The organism is Streptomyces winkii (genome assembly GCF_032248595.1).
GTDB lineage: Bacteria > Actinomycetota > Actinomycetes > Streptomycetales > Streptomycetaceae > Streptomyces > Streptomyces winkii.
In genome coordinates this window covers 259499-286271 of sequence record NZ_JASTTH010000004.1, presented here as the reverse complement: position 1 = coordinate 286271, position 26773 = coordinate 259499, and the positions used below count along the sequence as shown (strand labels likewise).

The window sequence follows — 26773 nt, the reverse complement described above, 5'->3', positions numbered from 1 at the left end:
CGGCAGCGGCTTGTGGCTGCTTGCTACTTCTTGATGCGCTGCTCGTAGTACTGCTGTACGGCGGCGGCCACGGCCTTGCCGGTCCGCTCCGGATGCGTGTTCTTCAGCGAAGGCCCCATCTCCAGTTGCAGGGCGTCGACTTGGCAGGGCGACTCGGTACGGGACAGCAGGGGTTCATAGGTGACGCCCTCGGGCTGCCCTGGGCTCTCCTGCTCCAGTGCCTTCGTGATCTGGCCCGTCAGCTTCGCGTTGGCCTTCCGGCCCCGGTCGCTCTCGTCGGCGTACAGCGCGTTCCGGCCCGCGGGCCCGGCGCCGTCGACCCTCTTCGTCCCGTCCTTCGCCCCGCCGCCCGTCTCGCCGTCCGCCGCGAGACTCACGTGCGGGTCGAGGGTCTTCTTCCGGCCGGCCTTTCCCCGGTCGAGGTCCATGCCGGGGAAGGTCACCAGCGAGCCGGTGGGGGCTCCCGCACCGGCTCCGCCGCCCGTGGACTTGTAGTAGACCGGTTCACTGCCGCCGACGGCGGCGAAGTCGTACCCCGCGAGCTTCTCCACGCTGTAATGCCTCGTCGTATAGCCGCCGTTGAAGGGCGACTCGGAGGCTTCGAGGTCGGTGTAGAACGCCTCGCCCGCCGGGATGAAGCTGCTCCCGTTCGAGTAGATGCCCTGTCGCAGCACCTCGTCGTGGAGGGGTTTGAGGAAGTCCTCCTTGATCCCTGCCTTGCTCGCCTCGGAGATGGTGCCGCCCTCGCCGGTGCCGCGGTTCAGGTTGTCGTCGCCCTTGCCGTGGACGTCGACGATCAGCGCACGGTCGCTGGCCTTCTCGATCTTCTTGCAGAACTCGGCGACCTTGTCGTGGTACAGGCCGTACGCGGCCTCGGCGTCCCCCGAGCCGTTCTCGAAGTGCCGCCAAGCCCCGGCGGCACGCCGGTTGTTGTCGACGAAGCCGCGCGCGACGTCCGACTCGACGACGTACGGCTTCTGCTTCGCGCCGAAGTTGCGCCAGATCGAGTCGGTGACTTCGATCGTGTTGCCGTCGAAGGCGCTGAACGGCTTGCCCTTCGTGAACGTCACCTCCCCGTCCCCGTATTCGGCGAAGGCCGCGTCCGACTCCCGGGGGAGCGCGCCGCCCGGCCGGGTGTCACCGCCGTGCCCGGACAGCAGCAGTACGGGGATGCTGCCCTCCTTGGAGATCACGCAACTCCTGGTCTCCTTACCGGCCGTCGTGCATGTGAGGGCGCCGTCGCCCTCGGCTGCCGGGGAGTCCGGAGCCAGCAGCGCGGCCACGACGACCGCCGCTCCGGCGCCCGCCCCGGTCTTGATCCATCTGACGGTCGTCCTTCGGCCCCGTCCGGTCATGGTTCTGCCTCCTGCGGTGGGATGCCTGGGATGCGGCCCGAGGTGCATCGGCGCCGTGGAGAACACGATCGGCGACGCGGCGCGCGCGACCATGAGCAAACGGAACTCAACTCCGCATGAGCCCTGAGCCCTGAGCCCTGAAGCACGCGAGAGGGCCTGTCCGGCGGATCCGCCGGACAGGCCCTGGGGGATGTCCCGTGTGCGTTGACGGGCTGCAACGCCTACGCCGTCGTACGCCAGAAGACGCCGATGGGTTCGATCAGGCGAACAGGCCGTCCAGCCAGGACTTCCACGCCTTCTGGGTGCTCTCGCGGTCGGTGGGTGCGTAGAGGTAGTGGCCTACGGCGATCGGCATTCCCATGTCGGCCCGGTTGTGGAAGCGGTACAGCCCGTCGCTCGTACGCACGGCGAGGAGGTCTCCGCCAGGCTCGACGTAGTCCACGACGCCTTCGATCGCGGGGAGCCCTTCGGGGGAGAGCTTCACGGGCTCACCGACCCCGACCGGCCCGGTCAGTCCGAGCGCCCTTTGAAGCGCGGGCCAGGATTCCTCGGCGGAGGTCGCCGGTGGTGCCTCGGCCTCGACGTACGTCGCGGGGCGGCCCGGGAAGTACTTCACGTACTGGGCCAGCGTGTGCAGGTACATGTCCCAGCCGCGCCGGGTCATCTCTTCGAAGCTGAACTCGGCGTCCCAGTCGTCGCCGAGGAAGCCGCTGTGCACGAACCGGAGCACGGTCGTGCCGCCCTCGCGTGCCTCAAGGACGTACTCGAACGCGTGGAACGCGCCGTTCGGTGCCTCCGGGGTGCGCACGCTCAGACGCGTGGGCGACTCGCGCTCCACGCGGACACCCTCCAGGGACGTGTACGGATCGGGGGACCAGCCCGCCTGCCCTTCAGGGGTGGCGATCGCCTGCCATACCTGTTCCGGAGTGGCCTCCAGCACGACCTCTTTGCGGATCTCGAAGTTGTTCGACATCAGGCCTCCTCGGCGTCTGCTGCGTCTGCTGCATCTGGTTCGGCCGTACGGGCCTGGGGTGTGACGGTGGGATGGATCGCGACGACCACGCGGTGGCGGCGCCCGCCGTCGCTCTGCTCGTCGTGGTATTTGCGGACCAGCGACGTGAGGGCACTGGACAGTTCCTCGGTGAACGCGGCGCGGTCTGCCGCGGAGGCGAACCGCACCTCGCCGTCGGCGGCGAAAGTGGCAACCCGCTTCCGGGCCTTCCGCGCACCGGTGATGAGGGCGCCGACATCCCGCACCAGGCGGACGGCGACCGCGAGCAGCCAGCGCGCGGACAGCTGGTCCGGCGAATGGGCCGGATCGGGCTGAACAGCGGCGAGCACGCTGGGCGAGATCACATAGGACGCCGCTGAAGCGCGCAGAACCCGTTCGGTGCAGTTGCCCTTCCTGCGCTCCTCCACCAACTCGACCAGCCCGTGCCGCTCCAGCGCCTTGAGGTGGTAGTTCACCTTCTGCCGCGGCATGCCGACCCGCCCGGCCAGCGTCGACGCCGAGCCGGGCTCGGCCAGTTCGGCCAACAGCCGCGAGCGCGTCGAGTCCAGCGAGACCTCGGCGACCGCGGGATTCTCGATCACTGCTATATCAAGCACGGCCCCACGATGGGTCCGACAACTTTTCTTGTCAAGACCAGAGAACTGGTCCGTGATGAGAGAGCCTCCTGGGGCTCCGTATCTGCGATGACAGGGGGCAGTGGCACCGTCCCGTTCCGGTACGGGGGAGCGGCGAAACGACGATCAACGGCGTCCAAGTCCCGTCTGAACTGGGAGAGATGGCGAACTGGGAGAGTCGATGTGCTCGCTGAGCGCACGAGCGTGGGCGTCTCTCCGACCGGAGCGACATCGGGCTTCGAGGCCGCTCCGGGTGAAGTCCGGGCAGCTGTACGGAAGTTCCCGGTCGCCTTGCAGGAGGATGAGCGCCATGGCGGACGACGACGACTCAACCACGATCCAACTCAGCCTCTCCGAGCTCCGGGAGGTCACCGGCTACGCCGTGGCGTGCGCGCGGACCGCGCTGCCGGTCTTCGAGCGTGAACGCCCCGGCGATCGGCGCCCACGAGCCGCGGTCGACGCTGCGCAGGCGTTCGCGGACGGAGCCAAGCGCACCAAGGCGCTACGCGACGGCGCGTGGGCAGCGCATCGGGCGGCGCAGGAGACCCGCGACGCGGGACAGGCCGCGGCGAGTGACGCCGCACGCGCGGCCGGCCACGCGTGCGGTGCGGCGTTCCTCCACCCCCTGGCGAAAGCCACCCAGGTCAGGCACATCCTCGGCTCGGCCGCCCATGCCGCACGAGCGTTGGAACTCTCCGCAGGAGACGAGCCCACCGTCGGAGCGGGCCACATCGCGCACTCGGCCACCCTTGCGCGCCCCGTCGTCGTGGACGTACTGCGGCGATACCCGGCCGCCCCGGGTGGCGGCGGCCGGGCCGGAGAACTGCTCCGCGAGCTGGACGCCTCGCTCCGGTGATCCGGGACATGTCCCGGGAACGCCCTGTCCGTACCGTCAGAGCCGGTCACGCCTCGTCACAGGGCCGGACCGGTGAAGGCCGCACCGGGCTGGCGCCGTGCCGGTGGCGCGGCGCTGTCCGGCCGGCGGCCGGCCCGCACGCACCGGGCACCGGGGAGGGGAAACACACCGTGAACCGGCGTGCACGGCCCCTCGCCCGTCACAACAGAGGGCCCTCACACAGGGGGCTCTGTGTCGGTGTCGTCCTCGTTGTGGGTGTCCACGGGGTCGCCGTGGAACTGCGGGTCGATCGCGTTCGCCGCCCCGAGGGCCGTGAGGAGCCACGCATCGTCACGGGGCCGCGTCCGGGCGGCCTCCCTGTGGGCGAGCGCCGCTTCCAGCTCGTCGAGGGCGCTCTCCAGCTGCGCGGTGTCCAGTCCGGCCGCGGCGTCGCGAACGTGCTGGCGTGCGTCCTCCACGCCTTGGTTCGCGTCCTCGTACAGGGCGTCGGACTCGGGCTTCTTCGGATCAACCATGGTTCCGAGGTTACGGTTCCCGCGGCCGGGTGTGCCGTGGCGGGGTCGTGCGGGTCCGACGAGGATCTGTGCTTCCTTGCGGCGCTGCGGTTACGGGCCGCGCGAGCGCCGGACGGCTGGGCACGAAATCCGCAGGCGCCGCCCTGCCGGCCGCAGCGACCACTGCGCGCCGCTGCGCGAATGGCGAGAAAGGCACTGTTGACCAGCGCTGATTCACTCGCGACCTGACAAGCGTCTTACGTACGGACGAGAGCCTGGCTACCGTCGTCCTGCACAGCGGCGCGTCGGAAGCGGCGCGCGGACGCACCGCACGGGAAACGTCGCGACGACGTACAGACGACCACAAGCAGCGGCCCGCTCGGCTCCGAAGCCTCCCGGCAGGGGCGCGGCCCCGTTCCACCGAGGAGAACCGCCGTGGCCTCACCGGAGTGCTCCAAGTGCGGGGCGCGCATCCGTACGGACGGCACGTCGCCGTGCTCATGCGTACTCGCCGCCGCGGAGGAAGTCGACGCGGTCTTCGACGCGCTGGAGTCGCGTGAGAGAACCGCCCCGCCGCCGCCCATGAGAGACCGCACGGCGAAATCCGGCCGAAGAGCGAGACCCGGTGCGCAGGCGGGATCCGGCCCCGAGCGGAGTGCGGCGCGGGGCCGTCCGCGCGTGGGCAGACGCGGGAAGGGCGTCGTCCTCGCGGTCGTCGCGGCGGTGACGGCCGGGATCGCGGTGTCCACGGTGGCGGCGAAGAAGACGGACGAGGACGCACAGCGCGGCGGGGCGCCGCCCGCCTCGGCCGTGACCGAATGGGACCACGCCCCGCCGGAGACGATGGACGACTCGGGGGGACCGTCGTTCTCCGAACGGCCCCCAGGCGCCCCGGAGTCCGGGGCCGGCGATGGCTCGTACGACCGGGGTCACGAGCAAGCGGAGGGCCGCGACCAGCAGAAGCCCGGCCCGCGGCCGCCTGGCGACAGCTCCTCGCCGCCGGAGGAGACGGCGGACGGCGGATCGTCCGAAGGCGGGCCGGCGGACGGGGGCTCCGGCGGCGACCCGGGCGGCGGCAAGGGCGGCACGTCGGGCGCAGGCGGCACCCAGGGCGGCGGAGGCTCGGACGGCGGCGGTGACGACGACCCGCTCGGCGCGCTGCTGGGCGGCCTCCTGAACGGCGTGCTCGGCGGCGACGGCGGAAAGGGCGACAACAGCTGACCCCCCGCGGCAGCCACCGGCACTCGCCCGCCGTCGAACGACGGGGCGGCCTCGGCATGTTGAGCCGAGGCCGCCCCGTGTCGCTTGGGCGTCGCCTTACTTGACGCCGAGGAGCTGCTTCAGCGGCTCGATGGCGAAGTAGACGAGGAACAGCAGCGCGCTGCCCCACAGCAGCCAGTGGACCTCGCGGACCTTGCCCAGGCACGCCTTGATGACCACGTAGGCGATGAAGCCGGCACCGATGCCGTTGGTGATGGAGTAGGTGAACGGCATGACGATCATGGTCAGGAAGGCCGGGATCGCGAGTTCGTAGCTGTCCCAGTCGATGTGCTTGACCTGGGTCATCATCGTGAATCCGACCACGACCAGGGCGGGTGACGCGGCCTGGAAGGGCACGATCGTCAGGATCGGCGTCAGGAAGAGCGCCAGACCGAAGAGGCCTCCGGTGATGAGGCTGGAGAAGCCGGTACGCGCGCCCTCGCCGACACCGGCGGCGGATTCGATGTACGTGGTGGCGGACGAGGTGGAGGCGGCGCCGCCGGCCACTGCCGCCGCACTGTCGATGAGCAGGACGCGTCCCAGGCCGGGTACTTGGCCGCGCTCGTCCAGGAGCCCGGCCTCGGCGGTGACGCCGACGATGGTGCCCATGGTGTCGAAGAAGTCGGTCAGGATGAGGGCGAAGATGAGCAGGACGGCGGAGAGCACGCCGACCTGCGCGAACGAGCCGAGCAGGTCGAATTCGCCCACGAGCCCGAAGTCCGGTGCGGCGACGGGCTTGTCGGGCAGCGCGGGAGTGGTCACGCCCCAGTTTTTGACCTTGGCGAACTCGTTGACGACGATCGAGACGATGGTCATCAGGACGATGCTGATGAGAATGGCGCCCTTGACCTTGCGGGCGAAGAGCACGGCCGTCACGAGCACGCCGACGCAGAAGACCAGGATGGGCCAGCCGTTCAGGGTGCCGGTGCCGAGCTGAACCGGAACGGTCGTCTTCGCGGCGTCCGGGATGCGGGTGACGAACCCGGCGTCCACAAGGCCGATGAAGGCGATGAACAGCCCGATGCCGACGCTGATGGCCTGTTTGAGCGCTTGCGGGATGGCGTGCATGACGGCCTCGCGCACGCCGGTCGCCACCAGCACGGTGATCAGCAGGCCTTCGAGCACGATGAGGCCCATCGCGTCGGCCCAGCTCATCAGGGGAGCGATCTGGAAGGCGACGATGACGTTGATGCCCAGGCCCGCGGCCAGGGCGAGCGGCAGGTTCCCGCCCACGCCCATGATCAGGGTCATCACACCGGCCACCAGGGCCGTGGCGGTGGCCAGTTGGGCGCCGTCCAGCTGCTGACCGAACTTGTCCTCGGCACTGCCGAGGATGATCGGGTTGAGCACGAGGATGTACGCCATGGTGAAGAACGTGGCGAACCCGCCGCGTATCTCGCGGTTGATCGTCGAGCCGCGTTCGCTGATGCGGAAGAAACGGTCGACGGGGCCGCCGGCTCTGCTGGGCGGCGCGTCGGGCGGGCTTGTCGTGCTGGTCTGCATATCTGCGTCTCCTGGACCTACAGGGTGAGGGGGCAAGCTGGGCGATTTCGCCGGGAGCGTAGGCAGTTGTACAAACACGCATGCGGCGCCTTGCCGAGCGGATCATACGCGGCAGCGAGAGTTCCACAATTGTGTTGCGTCATCGAGGTTTACGGAGCGCAGCGAGCGCTGTGGGTTCCTACAGAATCGGCCCCGACCTATCTCTCAAAACGGGATGCAGGGACAGTCACCCATGGAGTCGCGGTGTGTAACCCCCTACTCTCTCCCCGTGCATCCACCGATCTCCTTCAACGCGCGCGCCGCCCGCGCCCTGCGCGAGAGACTGGGGATGGCTCCTGGCCACGTCGCCTACGGCATGCGCGCCTCCTACGGCATGAGCCACGTCAGCCCCGACCACATCACCGCGTGGGAACGCGGCGACGCCCTGCCCAATGCCAACGAACTGACGGCCCTAGCCGGAGCCCTGTGGTGCCACCCCGGTGAACTCATGGGCCGTCCCCGCACGTTGCTCGAACACCGTCTGGCCCGTGGAATCTCCGCCGAGGACGTCGCCCGCCTCATCGGCGTCGACCTCGACGCGTACCGGTACATGGAAGAGACCGGCCGGTGGACCGGCGACAAGCGGCAGTCCGCCAACCTCGGCAGCGTCCTCAAGCTGCCCCCGCGCGACTTCATCGCCGTCACGGGGCTGGAGGACGAGCTCGCCCGGCTCCTGACGGAAGCCGTCTCCACCCGCTGGCAGGCCCATGTCCGCGCCATCGCGCGGCTCGTCTCGATGGACAAGCGCGACTTGCAGGAACCCCTGCGCGCCATGCAGCAGGAGTACCAGGCCCTCATGGCCGCCACCCTCGGCCGCGCGAGCAGCAACGCCACCGGCGAGGAGGGGCGGCGCTACCTCGAGGACATCGTCAGCCACTTCTGGGCGCAGATCCCGGAGCAGTAAGCCGCAGGCCGCGGCCGCTCGTTGATCTCGCGGACGAGGGATCCGGCCGCCCCGAGCCGATCGTCCGCGAACCCGCCGACTGCGACCCGGCCGCTTGCGAGCCGCCGGTCTTCTCGTCGCGCGCCCTTCTCCCCTCGACTCGCATCCTTCCCTGCCCGGAACCGCGATGTCCGGCCGGCGCCTATGGACGGATGCACGTCGTCCGTTGCACCATGACACTTGTAATTCATCAAGTGGCGAATTTCGGTAAGGGGCTGATCCGTGATGGACGAGCGGCTGACTCCGGTGCTTGTGGTCGGTGCGGGACCGACGGGGCTGACGGTGGCGCACGAGCTGGCGCGGAACGGCGTCGCCGCGCGCGTCATCGACCGCGCTCCCGCCCCGGCCACCACGTCACGGGCTCTGGTGGTCATGCCGCGGAGTCTGGAGATCTTCGACGACATGGGCGTGATCGAGGACGCGGTGGCGGCGGGCAACAGCGCGGCGGCGTTCACCGTCACGTTCAAGAACAAGAAGGTGCGGATGGACGTCGCGGACCTGCTGACCGGTCCGCGGGACTACACCGCCTACTCCGGGCTGCGCACGCTCTCGCAGGACGACACCGAGCGGATGCTCACCGAGTCCCTGGCCAAGCAGGGCGTCGAGATCGAGCGCGGGCTGGAGTTGACCGATCTGACCCAGGACGGCGACACGGTGACGGTCTCGCTGCGCGACGCAGAGGGATCGGCCGAGACCGTGCGATGCCGGTGGGTCGTCGGCTGCGACGGCGCGCACAGCGCGGTGCGCAAGGCGGCCGGTGTTCCGTTCGCCGGCTCCACCTACCGCGACGAGTTCATCATGGCCGACGCCATGGTCGACTGGGAGCTGCCCCATGGCGAGCTGTACGCGTTTCCCAGCCCGGCCGGGATCTTCGCGGCCTTCTCGATGCCGGGGGACCGCCGGTACCGCATCTTCGGCAACGTGCCGACGAGTCCGGAGTCGCAGGGCGCCGAGTACAGCGAACCGACCCATGAGGAGTTCCAGGCGATGCTCGACGAGCGGGTGCCCTACCCGGCCGAGGTCGTCGAGGAGTACTGGGTGACGCGCTACCGCGTGCACAGCCGCAGCGTGCCGCGCTACCGCGTCGGACATGTCTTCCTGGCGGGCGACGCGGCCCACGTGCACAGCCCCGCCGGGGCCCAGGGCATGAACACCGGCATCCAGGACGCCTACAACCTGGCATGGAAGCTCGCCCTGTTCGAGCGCGGCATCGCCGAGGAGTCGCTGCTGGACAGCTACCACGCCGAACGGCACCCGGTCGGCGTCCGGTTGCTGAAGACCACCGACCGGCTGTTCTCCGTCATCGCGGGGCACAACCCCGTCGCGCGGATCGCCCGCGGCCGAGTGGCCCCGCAGATCGCCGGCCGGGTGCTGACCCGGCGCTGGGTCAGGCGCCGGCTCCTGGGCACGCTCGCCCAGTTGCGGCTGCGCTACCCGGGCTCTCCCCTCAACTCCGAGGACGGCACGGGCTGGCAGGAGGCTCCGGCACCCGGCGACCGCGCACGCGAGGCAGATCTGCTCGTCGACGGAGAGCCGGGACGCCTCCACGACGTGCTCCGCGGGACGCACCACACCGTGCTGCTCTTCACCGGCCTCGACGACCACTCGCGCTCTCCCGTCGAGCTGTGCCGCGTCGCCGAGCAACTGGAGCGCGCCTACCCGGGGTTGGTGAGGGCGCGCGTGATCAGCGCGGAACCGCTGGCGGGCCATCCGCTCGCGCTGGGCGACACGGACCGGTCCGCGCACCGCCAGTACGGGATGGCGTCGGCCGGTGCCTTCGTCGTCCGGCCGGACGGACATGTCGGCTACCGCGGCCGCCCGATCGACGCCGGCAGGCTGACGGCGGATCTGGCGGCCCGGCTTCCCGGCGCGTCCCGGACTCCGGCCGCCGGGCACGCCAACTGAGCAGGGACGACCGCCGTGCCGCCCTCTTCGGGGTCACGAGGGGGTGCGCGACCGTAACGGGCGGTGAACATCCGTCGACGGTGCGGGCAAGTCGGCGTTCCGCCCTGCCTGGCCTCGTAAGTTGACCGCACACAACAGGTCAAGAGTGCGAGGCGCCCATGGAGTGGTTGAGCCCCGAGAATCTGCTGGCGCTGCTCGGCGTCCTCGCGACGGTAGGCGTGCTGACGTACGAGCGGCTCATGCCGGGGCTCAAGCGCATCGGCTACCGCGTCCAGATGGACACTCCCATAGGCGGCGACGCGCACAACGGCCAACCGGACGTGCGGCTGGGGCTGTTCGGAGAGGCGCCGGAGATGTCCGACGCGTCGCTGGTGCTGCTCCGCATCGAGAACGACGGACTGCGCGGCATCTCGTCCGACGACTACACCTCGCGCGAACTCACGGGCCTGACCGTCACGTTCACCGACCGTGCCGTCACCGGGATCGCCGTCACGGAACCCAGCCACGACCACCTGATGCAGCACTTCGCGGGCTACGTGGGCCTGCGGCACGAGGGCAATGTGATCTCCGTGCCCAAGGTCCCGCTGAACAAGGGAGAGCACTTCAAGCTGCTGGTGCTCCTCACCGGTTCCGGAGTCGGCGGCGCAGTGACCGTGAGCGGCGGCCTCAAGGACGGTGCCGTCAAGCGCAACCGCAAGCAACCGCGGCCCAGCAACCGGGTGCTGGGGCTCGTCACCTTCCTCGCCGTGCTCCTCATACTGGAGCCGCTGATGCTGACCCTGGGCAAGGCCACCCCCGCCCCGATGGGCTGTGCGCGCGGAGAACTGACCGTCACGGGCTCCACGGCGTTCGCGCCGGCGCTTCAGGGCGCGGGCCGCGCGTACGAGAAGGAGTGCCCCGGAGCGAGGATCACCGTTCAGGCCACGGGCAGCGTCGCCGGAATCAGGGCGCTGGACGCGGCGGGCAAGGCCTCGAAGCAGGGCGCCCCCGCGCATCTGACCTTCTCGGACGGCCCGAAACCCGGCCACTACAAGCAGCTCAGGGGAAGCCGCGTGGCCGTCTCCGTCTTCACGCTGGTGGTGAACGACAAGGCGCGCGTGAGCGACCTGTCGCTCTCCCAGGTACGGGACATCTACCGCGGCACGACCCGCAATTGGAAGGACGTGGGCGGACCCGACCTGCCGGTCCGGCTGGTGAGCCGCGGCGCGGACTCGGGGACCCGCGAGGTCTTCCAGCGCCGGGTCCTGCGGGGCGGCGAACAGGCCTACTCCTCACGGGACTGCGTGACGCGCGACGACCCTCACGCACCCGTCCTCCGATGCGAACTCGACAGCACCGAGGAGGTGGTCAAGACCGTCGGGGAGATACCGGGCGCCGTCGGCTACTCCGAACTGCGCGCCGCCACGGGGCACCACGGCCTGCACACGCTCCGGCTCAACGGCCGCAAAGCCTCCTCCGAGGCGGCCACGGACGGCGGGATCCCCGAGGGCCTGGTGACCGGTGCATATCCGTACCGGGAGATCGAGTACGCGTACACCTACGGGCAGCCGGCGGCCGGGTCGCTCGTCGCGGGCTTCCTCGACTACCTCACCACGGGCAGCGGCCGGCACGTCGTGCGCGGCCAGGGCCATCTCCCGTGTGCCTCGCCGCCGAACGAGAAGCTGTGCGGGTCGCTCTGAGCGCCGCGGAGGGGGAGGCCCCGCCCGGCCGCCGACCGGACGAACCGGCACCACTCCCCACCAACCTCCTCGCGGCATTATCCGCTTCGGCTAGAGACTGCGTCGGCTATGGAATTCGCGGCTCGTTTGCGCTGGACTAAGGGTCGACCGCCCATGACATCGACACAGGACCCGGTGTCGAGCCCCCACAAAGCATTCGTGTCGTGACCTCGTGATCTCGCGACTGCCCACGGAGAGGCCGTGAACCGCCGGGAGTTGATCGGGGGAAACGGATGGATTGCGTGAACCTCTCCGACGCGGAGCTGCTGCGTCTCGTCCGGGAAGGGGGAGACCCCTCCTTCGCGGCGCTCAACGAGCTCGAACAGCGCCACTTCCACGCCGTACGGATCTTCGCGACGATGAGTTCCGTAGGGTCGCCGGCCGCTGCCCAACTGGCGTACCAGTCCTGGGAGGAGGCGCTGCGGCACCTGGTGGACGGCAGTGCCGCCGGTGCGATACGTCCGTGTGTGCTCTCTTCGGTGCTGCGCACGGCCTCCGGCTGGATGCGAAGCGGCCAGCGCTTCTCGCTGCACCCGGACCTCGCAGCGTGGATCGACGCCAACGGCCCGGTGATGCTGGGCAACACGGCGACGGCGGGATTCCGAAGGCCCTCACTCGTGGCACGCGCCTTCGCGGGTCTTCCGCACCGAAGACAGACGATCCTGTGGCACCAGAGGGTCGAGCGCGACGACTGCGCGCTGACCGGCCGGCTGATCAGCACGGGCCCCGGCGAGGTGAACGTCCTCACCGGACGCATACAGGGGGAGCTCTTCCACTCGTACATCCAGATCCTCCAGGACGGGATGCCGTACGAGTGCAGCCGCTTTCAGAGCCTCGTGCCCGCCTACGCGGACGCGAGGTCCGCGGACATCGCCGCAGTGCTCACGCCTCACCTGGAGCGGTGCCCTCGCTGCTCCCAGGCCGTCGCCGACCTGACGCGTCTGCGGCACGACTGCGGCACGCTGCTCGCGGAGTCCGTACTGCCGTGGGGCGGCCCGGAGTACGCCGCGCGCGGCATCGACGCGGGCCCCACCCGGGAGCTCTTCGCGCCCCGTGCCGGCATACCCGCCGCCCCGCAGAACCGCAGCCTCCCGCCGGCCGTGCATACGCCCGAGATTCTGCCGCCCGACCCCCATGTCACCGCGGGCCACGGGGTTCACCGCCCGGCGGCCGGCAGGGGCCGGCATGCTTCCCTGAACGCGTCGGGCGCCGGTGCGCGTGCGAAGGGCAAGAGACGCGCCGACCTGGTCGTGCGGGGTACGGCGGTCGCCGGTGTCTGTGCGGTGGCCGCCGCCTTCGCGTTCGTCGGGGACTTCGACAAGGACGGCGAGCCGCAGAGCAAGGAGCAGGCGACGCCCCCGGCCGAGGCCCCGCCGCCCGCGTCGAAATCCCCGAGCCCCTCGCGTACGAAGGCGTCGCCGACCGGCGGTTCGACGGCCTCCAAGACCAAGTCCCGGCCGCCGAAGCCCAGTCCGACCAGGACCCGGCCGTCCCCGCCTTCCCAGTCGGATGTCGGCAACGCCGCGGTGGCGTGGCTCTTCAACTCGGTCGACGGCGACGGCGTCACGCCCGACAGCTCGGACAACGACAAGGACGGCACGCTCTTCGGCGCGTCCCGTCCGACCTCTGTGGAGGGGGATGCGCTGGCGTTCGACGGGACGCAGTTCGTGGCCTCCAGCGGGCCGCTCGTCGATACGGGCAGCAGCTTCTCCGTATCGGCCAGGGTCAAGCTGGACCGCACCGATGTCTCGCAGACGGTGGTGAGCCAGGACGCCTCGGACTCCAGCGGATTCCAGCTCCAGTACGACGCGGACGACTCCCGGTGGGAGATGCGGATCCCGGAGGAGGACACGGACGACGCCGACGGCGACGCCGACGAGGCCGTCTCGCTGTCCGACGCCGAGGCCGGCGAGTGGACGCAGCTCACGGGCGTCTACGACGACGCCGCCGACGAGGTCCGCCTGTACGTCGACGGCCGCCTCGGCGAAACCGCCGAGCGCGAGCAGGACTTCGGCTCCGACGGCAGGTTCGTCGTGGGCCGGGGCCTGTCGGACAACGAGTTCTTCCAGGGACTGCAGGGGACCGTCGACAACGTGAAGGCCTTCGGACGGGCACTCACCTCGGCGGAGGCGAGGGCTCTGGCGCGCGAGTCCTGACGACCCCCGGCCGGGTCAGCTGCCCCGGGCCCCGGGCGCGATCAGCAGCAGCGCGTCGACGAGTTCCTCGGCCGGCGAACCGGTGGCCAGGCGCCGCAGTTGCAGCCCGAAGACGAGCGCCACGCAGGTGCGCGCGAGCCGTTCGGCACCGGGCACGCCGAGGCCGGTGAGGATCTCGGCGGCGAGCCGGTCGTACGCGTCGAAGCACTCCGTGGCCGCGGCGCGCAGCCTCTCGTCCCTTCCGGCCTGGACGTACAGCTCGAAGGGCGCGATGTGCCTGCTGTCGAACTCCGTGCCGCCCGCGACCTGGGCCACCATCGAGGCCGCGCCGTCGAGGTCGATCACCTCCGCGTGGCACCGGGCGGCGAGTTCGGTGAGGCGCTGGGTCTCCTCCGAGACGAAGTGCAGCAGGCTCTCGCGCAGCAGCTCGTGCTGGCTCTCGAAGTGGTACGTGACCGAGCCCAGCGAGATCCCGGCCTCCGTGGCGATGCGCCGGTTGGTGACGCCCGCGATGCCGTCCTCGCCGATGATGCGCAGGACGGCGTCGATGATTCTCTGCCGGGTTCCGGCGGCCTTCGACACGCGGGACATTCTTCCACCTGTGTTCCTACGGGAGGACGGCCGGCCGGTTCCCGGGACGGGATGTGGGCGCGGCGCCCGCCCGTATACTGTTCGTTCGAACGAACAGATTGGAAGGGGTACGCGCATGCGCATCACCGGATCGACCGTTCTGCTCACCGGTGCCACCGGCGGTGTCGGCCACGCCCTCGCGCGTGAACTCGCCGCGAACGGCGCCGAGTTGGTGCTCACCGGGCGTCGCGCCGACGTGCTGGAGCCGCTCGCGGCCGAGGTCGGCGCGCGCACCGTCACCGCCGATCTCGCCGAGCCGGACGACGTCGAACGTCTCGCCGGGACGTGCGCCGACGCCGACATCCTCATAGCCAACGCCGCCCTGCCCTCCAGCGGCGATCTCCTCGACTACACGCCCGAGCAGATCGACCGGTCACTGGCCGTCAACCTCCGCGCCCCGATCATGCTGGCCCGGCTGCTCGCGCCGCGCATGGTCGAGTCGGGCCGGGGCCACATCGCCCTGATCGGGTCGATGTCCGGCAAGGCCGCGACGCGCTCGTCCTCCCTTTACAACGCGACCAAGTTCGGGCTGCGCGGGTTCGCACTCGGCTTCCGCCAGGACCTGCACGGAACGGGAGTCGGAGTGTCCGTCGTCCAGCCCGGCTTCGTGCGTGACGCGGGAATGTTCGCCGCGACGGGAGCCACCCCGCCGGGCGGCATGCGCACGGTCTCCCCGGCGCAGGTCGCGGCGGGCGTCACGCGGGCCATCCAGCGGGACCTGGGTGAAGTCAACGTCGCACCAGCGGAGTTGAGGGTGCTCGGCGCCGTCGCGGGGCAGTTCCCCGACTTCGCTGAGAAGGTCCAGCGCCGTTCGGGCGCTGAACGCGCGATCGGGCAGATCGTGGAGGCCCAGCGGAAGAAGCGGTGACCGCCGGGCGGCGAATTCGGGATCGGGGGATTACGCCGGTCCGTACATCCACCCGTGAGAATTCACCGTCTCCTTCGGCGTGGAGGCTTTTCCTGATCCGTGATCCTGCCCGCGCCGAAAGGCGCGCCATGGCGCAACCGCTGGTTTTGTGTTCTCAGAATCCGGGGACGGGTGTGCGCACCGCAGCTGTTTGAACCCAGCGCCATGACGGCGCCCGACGCGACAGCGAGGACACCATGGGTTGGACACGCACACGCCGCTTGGCCGCCTCCGCCGCTTTCGCCGGCGTGATCGCCATCGTTCCGGTGGCCGTGCCGTCCGCGTCCGCCGGGACACGGGCCGGTGCCGCGCAGGCGTCCGGGACCGTGGAGGCCGAGCGGCCCGCCTCGGACACGCCGCCGCCCCCTCGCCTCCCGCGGAACTTCCGCGGCAAGGGCAAGTGGATCGTCCGGGACCTGGGCATCACCGTCCCGTTCAGCTGGCAGGGGAAGAACGGCGACAGCCAGATGACCGCGGGAGGGCCGCAGTACCCGATCTGGTTCACGAACCTGATCTACCGCAACACGCTCTACACGCTGACGTACAAGTGGCCCGGCCTGAATGTGCATTCGTGCTCGCGTATCCCGGGCTTCAGCCTGAACCAGCTGAACCAGGCACTGAAAAGCTCGCGGTTCGTGGGGAGGGAGACCCTGGAGAGTAATCCGCGGCGGCACGTGAATCACTGGAGAGTCGGTGTCGTACTGCCGAAACGGCCCCCGGGACTTCACCTGCGGTTTCCGATCGCACTCGGCGACATCTACGTCGACCAGCGCAATCGGGGCACGTTCTGGCAGGTGCTGCAATTCGGCCTCCAGAATCTCTACGACCCCGAGCTGGACGAGTGGCTGAAGATGAGGACGTTCGAGCACAAGCCCGGAAAGGTCACGCTTCCCCGCAGGTGCCAGTCCCCGACCTGAACCCGGGGCCACCGGAGCTCGACCACGAGCGCGTACGCGCGCACATCCGGCACGCGCTGCGCGGGACGCCCGGCGACGTGTCCGTACGGGTGCAGATCGTCCCCGGCGAGCCGGTGGCCGCGCTGCTGGGCACCTGCCACGAGGCCGATGCCTGGCAGAACGTGGCGGATTGACCGTCCGGCCGATCGCGGCCTACGCGGCGGGTACCGACTCCAGATGGGCCTTGAGGCGTCCCAGAGTGGTGGTGATGTGGGCGCTGTTGGCGCCGATGCGGTCGGCGACGCCCGTGACCAGGATCGCGAACGGGATGAACCACAGCGGCACCCGCAGCCAGTTGGTCTCGGTGACCGTGCAGCCCTGCTCGGTGGGTTCGATGTCGTACTGCCAGCGGGAGATCGGGATGCGCAGCGGTGACGCCGTCACCTCGTACGCGAAGCTCCGGCCCGGCGCTGCGTCCGTGACGCGGCAGGTGGTGGCCCAGCGGCGCAGGCCGTTGCGGTTGTAGCCGCGGAAGCGGGCGCCGACCGACGCGGTGTCGGTGCCGCCCAGCCAGCGCGCGCTGTGCGCCTCTTCGGCGAGGCGGGTCAGTACGGGCGGGTCGCTGATGACCCGGTACGCCTCGGCGGGAGTCGCCCGGACGGCCACCGTGTCCCGGGCCGCGGGCTCGGGGAAACGAGGTATGCGCATCGCATGTCCCTCCGCTGATGTGAGCAGTGATTACATCAGCGGTGCGGGAGGTGGTCAAGACCCGCGGACATCGGGAGAGTTGGCGATCCCGAGGCCGACGGTGTCCAGCACCTGCACGGCCAGGTGCTCTGCCTGGTCCGGCGGGAGATAGCCGTCGACGATCATCTGGGACAGGCCGTAGACCAGGGCCTGTCCCGCGAGGCCCACCACCGCGGGGTCGCCGGCGCGCAGCTCACCGGTTCGCTGCCCCTCGACGATGATGTCCGTGAGCGCCGTCTCCACGCTGGAGAGGCGCTCGTGCAGTTCCGGCGGACGGGCGGCGCCGAACACCCTGGATCTGATCAGCTCGAAGCGGTGCGGATGACGGATCGCGTAGCGCACGAAGCCCAGACCGAACGCGTGCATCGCGGGCCGCCCCTGCGGGTCGGCGACCGCGTCGAGCTGCCACTGCTCGAAGTCGGCCAGGATGTCTCCGGCGACCGCGGTGAGCAGGGCCTGCCGGTCGGCGAAGTGCCGGAACGGCGCGCCCGGCGACACCCCGGCCCGGCGGGCGACTTCGCGCACCGTCACCTGCTCCGGACCGCGCTCGTCCAGCAGCTCCAGCGCGGCTGCCGTGAGCGCGGCCGGGAGGGAACCGTGGTGGTAACCGGCGCGTTCGGCGGGCTTGTCCGTCATACGCGCAGTGCTACCACAGCCCAGCGAGCCGGCCCCGGGGCAGGCGCGTCCCGCAGCGACGCCACGGTGCGCCGGCACCGTCACGCCCGTCCGTACGGGCTCTCACTCCGTGACCCGGTAGACGCTGCTGAGCGGGAGCTTGCGCGAGGACGAGCCGACGCTGATGCCGTACTCGCCCTGCCGCACCCGGAATCCGTCGCTGTCCGCGTCCCAGTAGGACAGCTGGCGCGGAGCGACGGAGAGCCGGACGTGCTTGCTCTCGCCGGGGTCCAGGCTCACCTTCCCGTAGCCGCCCAGCTCCCGGGGCGGGCTGTGCGCGTCCGTGTCCGGTTTGCCGACGTACACCTGCGGTGCCTCGGAGCCCGCGCGCTTCCCGGTGTTGGTGACGGTGAACGACAGTGTCACCGGGTCGCCCGGGCCGCCGGAGTCCTCCTCCAGGCGCAGGTCCGAGTAGGCGAAGTCGCTGTAGGACAGGCCGTGTCCGAAGGGGAAGAGGGGCTCCGTGCCCGTCTGGTCGTACCAGCGGTAGCCGACGTCGACGCCCTCCGAGTAGTGCGCCGTGCCGTTGACGCCCGGGTACTGCTTCCTGGTGTGCGCCGGGACCTCGTCCTCGCGGGCGGGGAACGTCTGGGGCAGCTTGCCCGAGGGGTCCACGTCGCCCCACAGCAGGCGCGCGGTGGCGGCACCCCCGCGTGCGCCCGGATACCAGGTCTCCAGGACGCTCTTGACCCGCGGCAGCCAGGGCATCAGCACGGGGCCGCCGGTCTGGAGCACCACGGCCGTCCGGGAGTTGGCGGCGGCCACCTTCGAGATGAGTTCGTCCTGGCTGCCGGGCAGCGACAGGCCGGCGCGGTCGCTTCCCTCTTCCTCCGTGTCGTGCGCGAAGACCAGTGCCACGTCGGCCGACTTCGCGGCCTTGACCGCGGCCCGCACATCGCGCCCGTCGTGGTAGGTGACGTGCGCCGAGGAGCCCGCGCGCTTCCTGATCGCGTCGAGGGCCGTGTCCTCGGAGAGCGGGTCGACCTTGCTGCTGCCGCCGCCCTGCGCCGAGTCGGCGGCCGCGGAGCCGATGACGGCGATCCTGTCCGCGGAGTCCGTCAGGGGCAGTGCCGCGCCGTCGTTCTTGAGCAGGACGGAGCCCTTCTCGGCGACCCGCTGCGCCGCGGCATTCCCAGCCGCCTCGTCGATCGGGGACGTCGCGGTGGCGTCCCGCTCGAAGAGGCCGAACCGGAACATGACGGTGAGCACTTCCCGTACGCGCTGGTCGATGTCCTCCTGCGTGACGGCGCGCCGGAGTTGCGCGGCGCGCACGGTCAGGGCGCTGACGTGGACGCCCAGGGGCAGTTCGACGTTGAGTCCGGCCGCGAGGTCGGAAGTGCCGTGTGTGGAGGGGTAGTCGGAGACCACGTAGCCGTCGAAGCCGAAGCGGGAACGCAGCATCGTGAGCAGGGTGTGCGCGTTGGAGCACGCGTAGACGGAGTTGACGCGGTTGTACGAGCACATCACCGAGCCGGGACGGCCCTGCCGCACGGCCAGTTCGAAGGGCTTGCCGTAGATCTCGTGCAGCGTGCGTTCGTCGATGTCGGCCGAGACGGTCATGCGGTCCGTCTCCTGGTTGTTGGCCGCGTAGTGCTTGACGGTGGCGATCACGCCCTGCGACTGGATGCCGGTGGTGTCGGCGCCCGCGATGGTGCCCGAGAGGTAGGGATCCTCGCTGTAGTACTCGAAGTTGCGGCCGTTGACGGGAACGCGCTGGATGTTCGTCCCGGGCCCGAAGACCTGCGCCTGGCCTCGCGCGCGTGCCTCCCGTGCGACCGTCCGGCCGTACTCCTCCGCCACGTCGGTGTCGAAGCTCGCGGACTGGGCGATGGGGGCGGGCAGTTCGGTGGCCTTCTGCCCGTTGCGTACGCCCGCGGGGCCGTCCGTCATCGTCACGCCGGGCACGCCGAGGCGCCGTATCGGGGCGATGTAGCCCGTCGTCGGCACGGGGGAGCCGAGGGCGCCGTGCAGCATGCGCGCTTTCTCGTCGCGGGTCATCGCCCGCAGCAGGAGATCGGCGCGGTCCTCTGGGCTGAGCGATCTGTCCGTCCACGGACGGTCCTGCTCCCCGCTCGCCGAGGCGGCGTATGCCTGGGCCTGCCCTCCTAAGGAGTCCGGCAGGGAGCCGTCCTCGGGGAGCGCGCCGGGACCCGGCGCGGTCAGCGCGGCACAGAACACCATGATCGTCGCAACTCTGGCCAGGGGCCGAGGAGATCCCATCACCTCAGCACGTCCTTTCCGCCGCCCCAGCGGCCTCACAGACGATTGGCATGCACGTGCCACGCCACTCCGTGGTTATCCCCATGTGCCGCTGGAGAAATGCGGCGGCGTCCCGTCCGCGGCGATGCGTGCGGCCAGCGCTCAGCCGGGCGCGAGGAGTTCGGCGTGAATTCGCCCGTGGGGCGCGAACGTCCACCCGGAGAAACGCCATCAATCGCTCATGCCGGGCGAGTTCGGGGCGGAGATACCAGTTCGGTGCCGTGGACACTGATCGGTAACTAGCCAGTCCCGGGGGTTCCGGGAGTAATCTGCTGCCCCCCTGGAAGGCGCCTCCTCGCGACAACGCGGCAGGCCTCGCCGGTACTTGTGGACGTCATCGGAGGAAGGCCCCGTGAGCACGGAAGACTCCGAATCCGCCGCCGTCGGTTCCGGGAAGTCCGACGACGAGAAGCAGACGCCCCGGACGTCCGAGCCCCCGCTCGTGCGCCCGTACGCCGACATTCCGGCGCACATGGTGGAGGCGCCCGCGGTCCTGACAGGGTCGGTGCGCGAGGTCCTGGACCGTACGGCGGCGGGGAACGACCGCTCCGGAGCCGGCGACGGAGAGGCGCGGCCCCGATTCGCGCCGCTGCGGCGCTGGTTGGACGCCGCGGCCGAGCAGCGCCACCGGCACGCCGTAACCGTCCTGGTCGTGGGTGTCGCCGCGGCGATGGTGCTGTTCACCGGGGTCGTGCTCCACCAGGTCGGTGCCTGGCCCTTCGGATCGGCCGACGACGGAGCCGACGCCCCCGTGCCGGACGCCAGGCTGCCCCTGCCGCCGCCGGCCGGCGGCACGGACGGATCGCCCTCCGACCGCGACGGCGACGGCGACGGCGACGGCGACGAAAAGAAGCACCCGAAGCCGTCCGGCTCCGGCGACGGCCGGAAGCACGAGGACGAGGCCGGGGGCGGCTCGGACGAGGCACCGTCGACCAGCCCCGCGCCGTCCTACCCGAGTTACCTCGCGCCCGGCGGGCCCGGCGGTGGCGGTCAGCCCGGAAGCCCCGGCTGCGAGGCCAGTTGGCAGGTCGACAGCCAGTGGGAGAACTTCAGCGCGACCGTGAGGGTCACCAACAGCTCGGGACAGCGGATCAACGGCTGGCAGGTGAGCTGGACCTGGCCCGGCGACCAGAAGGTAGTCAAGTACTGGAACGCGGAGTTCCAGGAGTCGGGGAACACCGTCACGGCCCGCAACGTCGACACGAACGCGGAGATCGCCACCACGGGTGAGGCCTCGTTCGGTCTCGAAGCCACCGGCAGCGGGACCCCCGCACCGCGTCTGACCTGCCGGGTCCTCTGACGGCGCCGGAGCCTGACCGTCCCCGCGCGGCCGACCCCCTGAAGACACCGGCCCGGCCGGGGTGCGAAGCTGTCTGCTGTGCTTGACCGGGCCGCAGTCCGCGGGGATCTGCCGCCCGAGGGGAGATGAACGGTTCTAACTGGGGGCGGGCGTTGCGCCAACTGGAGTGGTGGCACCGGAGTCGGGAACTGAAACGGATACGCCGCTCAAGCGAAGAGGTCTTCGCGAGTCTGGATCTCCCGGATCCATGCGACATCGCGGTCCTGTGCGGCCGGCTGAGCGAGAGACGCGGGCGCCCGATCCACCTGCTGCCGGTCGGCCTGCCGGGCTCGCATCCCTGCGGCATGTGGATCATGACGCAGAGCGTCGACTTCATCGTGTACGAGGCGGACACCAGCAAACCGCACCAGGACCACATCATCGCCCACGAGTTGGCCCATATGGTCTGCGGCCACCGCAGCGGCGCCGGAGCGGACGTCGACAACGAGACCGCCCGGCTGCTCTTCCCCGACCTCGACCCCGGGCTCCTGCGGAAGATCCTCGGGCGCACGAGCTACTCGACCGTCCAGGAGCGGGAAGCGGAGGTGACCGCGTCGCTCATCCTGGAGCGCATCAACCGGCCCGTACTGGAGCCCATCTCGGCCGTGCCGTCCGAGGACGCGGGCGCGGTGGAGCGCATCGAACGCTCGCTCCGGCGGCGGGGTTCCGAAGACCGGCCGTCCGGAAACCGGGACGGGAGCGAGAGACGCACAACCGAGGCCACTCCCGGCGCCACCCCTGAGACTGAGGGTTCCGAGGCCGCCGAGGCCGCTCCCGGAGCGGAGACACCGTGACCGAACTGAAGAGCGTCGTCTTCCCGCTGTGCGCCGGGATCTGCGCGCTGGCCTTCCTCTACAAGCTCCGCGATCTGCGACCGGGGCGGCGCGACCCGGCACTGCTCGCGCTGCTCGTCGCGTTCCTGTTCAAAGGGGTCTCGTTCACCCTGTCGACGCCGGTGGTCTCGGCGGGAGTCGACAAGTACCTGGGCGTGCCCGATCTGGGAGCCCTCGGCATCCATCTGGCGGGCGGCGTCACATCGAGCGCGGCGTTCCTCGCGGCTCTGGTCTTCTGGGTCTACCCCGCCGAGCAGGCGTGGCCGAAGGTCCGCCGGCGCATCACGGTCTTCGCTCTCGTCGCGGCGACCATGCTCGTCCTGTGGTACACGGCCGGGAGCGGCGGCGGCCGCGCCAGGTCGGCGCACTATCTGCTGGAGAACGCCCACCGTCCCGTGATCGCCGCGTACTTGCTGCTGTACGTGACGGCGTTCGCCGCGGGAATGGCCGAGATCTTCCGCCTGGGGCGGCGGTACGCGAAGGCGGCCGGGCGTCCGTGGCTGCGGCGCGGCCTCAAGACCACCTCCGTCGGCGCGATCATCTACATCGCCTACTGCGCCAACCGCGCCTGGGCCGTCGTCGCCGTGCAGTTCGGGCTGAACCCCCTGGAGTGGGAGATCGTCACCCCGCTCTCGAACGGCATCGGCATCCTTCTCGTCGCCGCCGGGTTCACCATGCCGTCCTGGGGTCCGGCTCTGTCGGCCGCCCGCGTGTGGGCCGCCAACTACCGTGCCTATCACCGGCTGTATCCGCTCTGGAGTGCTCTGTACCGGGCGACCCCCGAGATCGCCCTCAACCCGCCGGCGCCCTCGTTCATCGAGCGGTTCAGGCCCGGCGACCTCCGCTACCGGCTGTACCGCCGGGTGATCGAGATCCGTGACGGGCTGCTCGTGATGCGCCCGTACATGGACGCGGAAGCGGCAGCCGAAGCGACGCGGAAGGCGCACGAGGCGGGCCTGGAGGGGGACGCGCGCGACGCGGCCGTCGAAGCGGCCCGCCTGAAGGCCGCGTTGAGAGCCAAGGCCGAGGACCAGTCGGTGCCCGGCGGCCCGTCCGGCGGAGATCCGCCGTCCCACGCCAGTGGTGACTACGCCGGCGAACTCGGCTGGCTGCTCAAGATGGCGAAGGCGTACGCCGACGCTCCAGGTGAACAAGGGGAGGTGCGAAATGGAGTTCCGTCCGCTCGGTGATCCGGCCGCACAGGTGTCCGCGATCGGTCTCGGCTGCATGGGCATGTCGATCGCCTACGGGGCCGCCGACGAGAAGGAGTCTCTGCGCACGCTGGACCGTGCCGCCGAGCTGGGCGTCAATCTCCTCGACACGGCCGACGTCTACGGCGTGGGCGCGAACGAGGAGTTGATCGGGCGCTGGCTGAGCGGCCGCGACCGCGACGCGGTCTTCCTCGCCAGCAAGTTCGGCCTCAAGCGCGGCGCCGGCGGCAGGGTGGACGAGGTCGACACCTCGGCCGAGTACGTCCCGCTCGCCTGTGACGCCTCGCTGCGCCGGCTCGGCACCGACCATCTCGATCTGTACTACGTGCACCGCCGTGATCCCGCCGTGCCCGTCGAGGAGACGGTGGGGGCCATGGCCGCACTGGTCGACGCGGGCAAGGTCCGCTTCCTCGGGCTGTCCGAGGTCAGTCCGTCCACTCTGCGGCGGGCGCACGCGGTGCATCCCATCGCCGCGATCCAGCTCGAGTACTCGCTGTTCACCAGGGACGTCGTGGAGGGGGAGATGCTCGCGACCTGCCGTGAGCTCGGTGTCTCCGTGGTGGCCTACTCGCCGCTCGGACGAGGCATGCTCGGCGGCGCGCTGCGCTCCCGCGAGGCCCTGTCCGAGGAGGACAACCGGCGCCGCTGGCCGCGTTTCTCCCCCGAGAACATCGACCGCAACCTCGCGCTGGTCGAGGCCGTGAAGAGCGTCGCCGCCCAGATCGGCTGCACGCCCGCGCAGGCCGCCCTGTCCTGGCTCCTCGCCCAGGGCACGGACATCGTCCCCATCCCCGGGACGAAGCGCGTGCGGTACTTGGAGGAGAACGTCGAGGCGGCCGGCGTGAACCTCAGCCCGGCTCAGGTGCTGCGCCTGCGCGAGACGGTGCCGGCCCGGGCCGTGGCCGGTGGACGCTATCCCGATCAGGCGCTCAGCAGGCTCGGCCACTGAGATCGCGGGTGCGTGCGCGTGGATGAGGCGTACGTGAAGGCTCCGCGCGCCAAGTCGGTGAGCCGTAAAGGCGGTTACGCGGGAGAACGGTCACGCTGAGCCCATCACGCGTTCCGGCTCTTCCCGGTCTCGTCGGAGTCCGGCTCGCCGTGCTGCCGGCCGCGTTCCGGTTCGGAGGACTGGAGCGCGCTGACCTCCGCGATGATGCGGAGCAGCGACGCGCGACCGGCGTCGTCCATGCGCATGGCGCGCAGCGCGATGTCGCGCACCTCCGCGTTGCGCATGGCGGAGGCGAGGGCGATCTGGCTGTCGATGCGCTCGGCGGTGTCGTCGTCGAAGAAGTAGGCGACGGGCACCTGGAAGAACGCCGCGAGGGCCTCGAGATGGCGCTTGGTGGGGTTGTCGCGCTGCCCCGTACGCAACTGCCAGATGTACGTCTTGGAGAATGTGCCCGCCGACAGCTCACCGCAGCCGCGCGCGACCTCCTCGTATGTGTACTCGCGCCCACCTGCCCTGATGGTGCTGAAGAGCTTGTCGATCTTCTCGGCCAGTGAAGGCATAGAGGACCCCTTCGTTCGCTGAGATGACCACCATCCGGGCTGCTGTACATCGTAGTTGACACCGTCCGAGGCGGGCGTCTAGGTTCGACTGTGTTCGCTGAGATGAACACAGCTGATTCGTTCGCCCACCTGAGCAGCCGCTCGGCTCGCCGCCGTACGTGAGGCAGTGCGAGTGCGCGGCGGACGAAGCTGCCTGCCCCCCACGGGGGAGGGGGCGGGCACCTCAGCTGTGCCCGGACGTCTCCTGCGGGGTGCTCACGCCCCCGGTGTGAGGCGTCCGCGGATCTCCCGCGCCGCCTGGGCGGCCTGAGCGCCGAGCTCGGCGAAGCGCGATTCGGGGACGCGGTCCCGCGGACCCCAGACGCTGACCACGGCCACGGGGTGGTCGTTCGCGTCGAGCACGGGGGCGGCCACCCCGTAGAGCTGCGGCTCCAGTTCGCCGACGCTGACGCTGAAGCCCTGGGCGCGGATCTTGGCGAGTTCGGCGTGGAGCACCTGCGGGTCGGTGTGCGTGGTCGTGGTGTACGCGGCGAGCGGGTCGGAGAGCAGGGGGTCGACCTCTCCGGGTGCCTGCCAGGCCAGCAGCGCCTTGCCGGCGGAGGTGGCGTGGATCGGGACCTGGCGGCCGAGCCAGCGGGCGGTGAGCACCGCGGGCGGGACGACCTCGTCGACGTAGGTGAGTCCGAGCCGCCGGGCCACGGCGAGGTTGGCGGTCTCCCCGGTGTCCCGGCACAGCCGCTCCAGTACGTCGTGCGAGCGGCGGATCAGCCCCTCCACGCCCGCGGTCGAGGCCAGGCGGCTGACGGCGGAACCGATGGTGTACCGGTTGCCCGCCGGGTCGCGCTCGACCATCGCGTGGTGTTCCAGGGTGGCCAGAAGCCGCCAGGCCGTGGCCCGGTTCAGGCCGCACTCGGCGGCGAGTTCGGCGACGGGGCGGCCTTCGGGTGCGCTCGCAGAGACGGCGTTGAGCAGGGCGATGGCCCGGTCCAGGGCCTGCACCCGGCCTCCGCCCAGACGTGTCCCGCCCTGTTCCTCCGGGACGGCCGGGGCGTGCGCCGCGTCCATGTCCGCCTCCTCCGCTCTCTCTCCGCGTCCGTTCCCGGAAGCGTAGCCGTCCGCCTCGCGGGGGCTCGTGCGGGCGGCCGCCGCCCTTGACGGGCCGGAGGTCCATCCGTAGCGTCGCACATTACGAACGCACGACGCACAATATGCGAAGCAGAGCGAGCATCGACCGCGATCCGTGAAGCGTGAGGACGGGCGAGCGGTCTGCGGGCGGGCAGGGGCAGATGGCGGAGAAGGCGGAGCGCATCGTCACCCCGTACGAGGGGACGGGCCACCGGCGCTGGGACGACGCGGCTTCCGTGCCGGCGCCGCTCGCGCTGCACAGGACGTCCGTACGTCCCGAATGGACCGACTACAACGGGCACATGAGCGAGTCCTGCTACTTGCTCGTCTTCGGCGACGACTCCGACGCCTTCTTCCGCTACCTCGGCGTGGGCGAGGAGTACCGGGCGGGCGGCGGCTCGCTCTACACCGTCGAGACGCATCTGCACAACAAGCGCGAGGCCGCCGAGGGGGAGCCGCTGCACCTCACGCTGCGGCTGCTCGATCACGACGCCAAACGTCTGCACCTCTTCCACGAGATGCGGCACGGCACCGACGGCACCCTGCTGGCCACCGCCGAACAGATGCTGCTGCACGTCGACATGGAGCAGGGGCGAGCGTGCCCGCTCCCCGGCGAGCTGCTGCGCCGGCTCGGCGCGATCCAGGCCGCGCACGACGTACTGCCCGTGCCGGACGCGGTCGGCAAGCCCATGGGCATACCGGGCGGCCGGGGCCGTCGTACCAGGTGAGGAAGGGGTCGGGGGAAACGTCAGGAAACGGCGGGCAACGGCCGAGAAGGGCGAGGAGA

Annotated in this window: 25 protein-coding genes; 14 read left to right on the top strand and 11 right to left on the bottom strand. The window is 70.6% G+C overall.

Features of this window, described 5'->3' with window-relative positions; translation table 11 throughout:
* Window positions 1-23: 23 nt before the first annotated feature.
* From QQM67_RS13435 to QQM67_RS13425, 3 genes are all read right to left on the bottom strand, one after another.
* Window positions 24-1355, bottom strand: a complete 1332-nt coding sequence (locus QQM67_RS13435) for a hypothetical protein (protein WP_314174013.1) — start codon at window positions 1353-1355, stop codon at window positions 24-26.
* 259 nt (window positions 1356-1614) lie between these two features.
* Window positions 1615-2328 (bottom strand): SRPBCC family protein, encoded by a 714-nt coding sequence (locus QQM67_RS13430; protein ID WP_314174012.1) that lies wholly within the window; start codon window positions 2326-2328, stop codon window positions 1615-1617.
* Window positions 2328-2963, bottom strand: coding sequence for an ArsR/SmtB family transcription factor (locus tag QQM67_RS13425; RefSeq protein ID WP_314174011.1), 636 nt, complete (start codon window positions 2961-2963; stop codon window positions 2328-2330). The genes QQM67_RS13430 and QQM67_RS13425 overlap by 1 nt, the downstream gene beginning before the upstream one ends.
* A gap of 328 nt (window positions 2964-3291) precedes the next feature.
* Here QQM67_RS13425 and QQM67_RS13420 point away from each other — a divergent pair, with 328 nt between their 5' ends.
* Window positions 3292-3837, top strand: coding sequence for a putative immunity protein (locus QQM67_RS13420; protein WP_314174010.1), 546 nt, complete (start codon window positions 3292-3294; stop codon window positions 3835-3837).
* Window positions 3838-4052: 215 nt separating this feature from the next.
* Here QQM67_RS13420 and QQM67_RS13415 read toward each other — a convergent pair whose 3' ends face one another.
* Window positions 4053-4352: a hypothetical protein gene (locus tag QQM67_RS13415; RefSeq protein ID WP_314174009.1), complete on the bottom strand. Its 300-nt coding sequence runs from the start codon at window positions 4350-4352 to the stop codon at window positions 4053-4055.
* 657 nt (window positions 4353-5009) lie between these two features.
* Between QQM67_RS13415 and QQM67_RS13410 the strand changes: the two genes are divergently transcribed.
* On the top strand, window positions 5010-5552 hold the full coding sequence (locus QQM67_RS13410; protein WP_314174008.1) for a hypothetical protein: 543 nt from the start codon (window positions 5010-5012) through the stop codon (window positions 5550-5552).
* Between the two features lie 96 nt (window positions 5553-5648).
* On the opposite strand, the gene QQM67_RS13405 is transcribed toward QQM67_RS13410, so the two are convergent.
* Window positions 5649-7094, bottom strand: a complete 1446-nt coding sequence (locus tag QQM67_RS13405) for an NCS2 family permease (protein WP_314174007.1) — start codon at window positions 7092-7094, stop codon at window positions 5649-5651.
* A gap of 268 nt (window positions 7095-7362) precedes the next feature.
* Here QQM67_RS13405 and QQM67_RS13400 point away from each other — a divergent pair, with 268 nt between their 5' ends.
* From QQM67_RS13400 to QQM67_RS13385, 4 genes are all read left to right on the top strand, one after another.
* A complete protein-coding gene (locus QQM67_RS13400; RefSeq protein WP_314174006.1) occupies window positions 7363-8037 on the top strand; it encodes a helix-turn-helix domain-containing protein in 675 nt (224 codons plus the stop codon).
* Window positions 8038-8301: 264 nt separating this feature from the next.
* Window positions 8302-9981 carry an FAD-dependent monooxygenase gene (locus tag QQM67_RS13395; RefSeq protein ID WP_314174005.1) on the top strand — a complete coding sequence of 560 codons (1680 nt, stop codon included), beginning with the start codon at window positions 8302-8304 and terminating at the stop codon, window positions 9979-9981.
* Between the two features lie 158 nt (window positions 9982-10139).
* Window positions 10140-11660 carry a PstS family phosphate ABC transporter substrate-binding protein gene (locus QQM67_RS13390; protein ID WP_314174004.1) on the top strand — a complete coding sequence of 507 codons (1521 nt, stop codon included), beginning with the start codon at window positions 10140-10142 and terminating at the stop codon, window positions 11658-11660.
* A gap of 281 nt (window positions 11661-11941) precedes the next feature.
* The gene (locus QQM67_RS13385) at window positions 11942-13855 is read left to right on the top strand and encodes a LamG domain-containing protein (protein ID WP_314174003.1); all 1914 of its coding nucleotides are present in this window, start codon (window positions 11942-11944) and stop codon (window positions 13853-13855) included.
* Between the two features lie 15 nt (window positions 13856-13870).
* Here QQM67_RS13385 and QQM67_RS13380 read toward each other — a convergent pair whose 3' ends face one another.
* Complete coding sequence (locus QQM67_RS13380; RefSeq protein ID WP_399066512.1) at window positions 13871-14446, bottom strand: TetR family transcriptional regulator; 576 nt, start codon at window positions 14444-14446, stop codon at window positions 13871-13873.
* 115 nt (window positions 14447-14561) lie between these two features.
* Between QQM67_RS13380 and QQM67_RS13375 the strand changes: the two genes are divergently transcribed.
* The 3 genes from QQM67_RS13375 to QQM67_RS13365 all read left to right on the top strand — a co-directional run bounded on the left by QQM67_RS13375 (window position 14562) and on the right by QQM67_RS13365 (window position 16482).
* Window positions 14562-15353, top strand: a complete 792-nt coding sequence (locus QQM67_RS13375; RefSeq protein ID WP_314174002.1) for an SDR family NAD(P)-dependent oxidoreductase — start codon at window positions 14562-14564, stop codon at window positions 15351-15353.
* Window positions 15354-15589: 236 nt separating this feature from the next.
* Entirely contained in the window at window positions 15590-16309 is a 720-nt protein-coding gene (locus QQM67_RS13370; RefSeq protein WP_314174001.1) for a hypothetical protein, read from the top strand.
* Window positions 16291-16482 carry a hypothetical protein gene (locus QQM67_RS13365; protein ID WP_314174000.1) on the top strand — a complete coding sequence of 64 codons (192 nt, stop codon included), beginning with the start codon at window positions 16291-16293 and terminating at the stop codon, window positions 16480-16482. The genes QQM67_RS13370 and QQM67_RS13365 overlap by 19 nt, the downstream gene beginning before the upstream one ends.
* 19 nt (window positions 16483-16501) lie before the next feature.
* Here QQM67_RS13365 and QQM67_RS13360 read toward each other — a convergent pair whose 3' ends face one another.
* The 3 genes from QQM67_RS13360 to QQM67_RS13350 all read right to left on the bottom strand — a co-directional run bounded on the left by QQM67_RS13360 (window position 16502) and on the right by QQM67_RS13350 (window position 19930).
* Window positions 16502-16996, bottom strand: a complete 495-nt coding sequence (locus QQM67_RS13360; protein ID WP_314173999.1) for an SRPBCC family protein — start codon at window positions 16994-16996, stop codon at window positions 16502-16504.
* A 54-nt stretch (window positions 16997-17050) separates the two neighbouring features.
* Window positions 17051-17671 carry a TetR/AcrR family transcriptional regulator gene (locus QQM67_RS13355; protein WP_314173998.1) on the bottom strand — a complete coding sequence of 207 codons (621 nt, stop codon included), beginning with the start codon at window positions 17669-17671 and terminating at the stop codon, window positions 17051-17053.
* A gap of 102 nt (window positions 17672-17773) precedes the next feature.
* Window positions 17774-19930: a beta-glucosidase family protein gene (locus tag QQM67_RS13350; RefSeq protein WP_314173997.1), complete on the bottom strand. Its 2157-nt coding sequence runs from the start codon at window positions 19928-19930 to the stop codon at window positions 17774-17776.
* A gap of 391 nt (window positions 19931-20321) precedes the next feature.
* Here QQM67_RS13350 and QQM67_RS13345 point away from each other — a divergent pair, with 391 nt between their 5' ends.
* The 4 genes from QQM67_RS13345 (at window position 20322) to QQM67_RS13330 (ending at window position 24301) form a co-directional block, all read left to right on the top strand.
* On the top strand, window positions 20322-21269 hold the full coding sequence (locus QQM67_RS13345) for a cellulose binding domain-containing protein (protein WP_314173996.1): 948 nt from the start codon (window positions 20322-20324) through the stop codon (window positions 21267-21269).
* Window positions 21270-21622: 353 nt separating this feature from the next.
* A complete protein-coding gene (locus QQM67_RS13340; RefSeq protein WP_314173995.1) occupies window positions 21623-22102 on the top strand; it encodes an ImmA/IrrE family metallo-endopeptidase in 480 nt (159 codons plus the stop codon).
* Window positions 22099-23331 (top strand): MAB_1171c family putative transporter, encoded by a 1233-nt coding sequence (locus QQM67_RS13335; RefSeq protein WP_314173994.1) that lies wholly within the window; start codon window positions 22099-22101, stop codon window positions 23329-23331. Before QQM67_RS13340 ends, QQM67_RS13335 begins: the two co-directional genes overlap by 4 nt.
* Window positions 23309-24301, top strand: a complete 993-nt coding sequence (locus QQM67_RS13330) for an aldo/keto reductase (protein WP_314173993.1) — start codon at window positions 23309-23311, stop codon at window positions 24299-24301. The genes QQM67_RS13335 and QQM67_RS13330 overlap by 23 nt, the downstream gene beginning before the upstream one ends.
* 104 nt (window positions 24302-24405) lie before the next feature.
* On the opposite strand, the gene QQM67_RS13325 is transcribed toward QQM67_RS13330, so the two are convergent.
* Together QQM67_RS13325 and QQM67_RS13320 are read right to left on the bottom strand one after the other, a co-directional pair.
* Entirely contained in the window at window positions 24406-24861 is a 456-nt protein-coding gene (locus QQM67_RS13325) for a helix-turn-helix domain-containing protein (RefSeq protein WP_314173991.1), read from the bottom strand.
* A 255-nt stretch (window positions 24862-25116) separates the two neighbouring features.
* Entirely contained in the window at window positions 25117-25926 is an 810-nt protein-coding gene (locus QQM67_RS13320) for an IclR family transcriptional regulator (protein WP_314173990.1), read from the bottom strand.
* A gap of 182 nt (window positions 25927-26108) precedes the next feature.
* On the opposite strand from QQM67_RS13320, the gene QQM67_RS13315 reads away from it, so the two are divergent.
* The gene (locus QQM67_RS13315; protein ID WP_314173989.1) at window positions 26109-26714 is read left to right on the top strand and encodes a thioesterase family protein; all 606 of its coding nucleotides are present in this window, start codon (window positions 26109-26111) and stop codon (window positions 26712-26714) included.
* The last annotated feature ends 59 nt before the right edge of the window (window positions 26715-26773 follow it).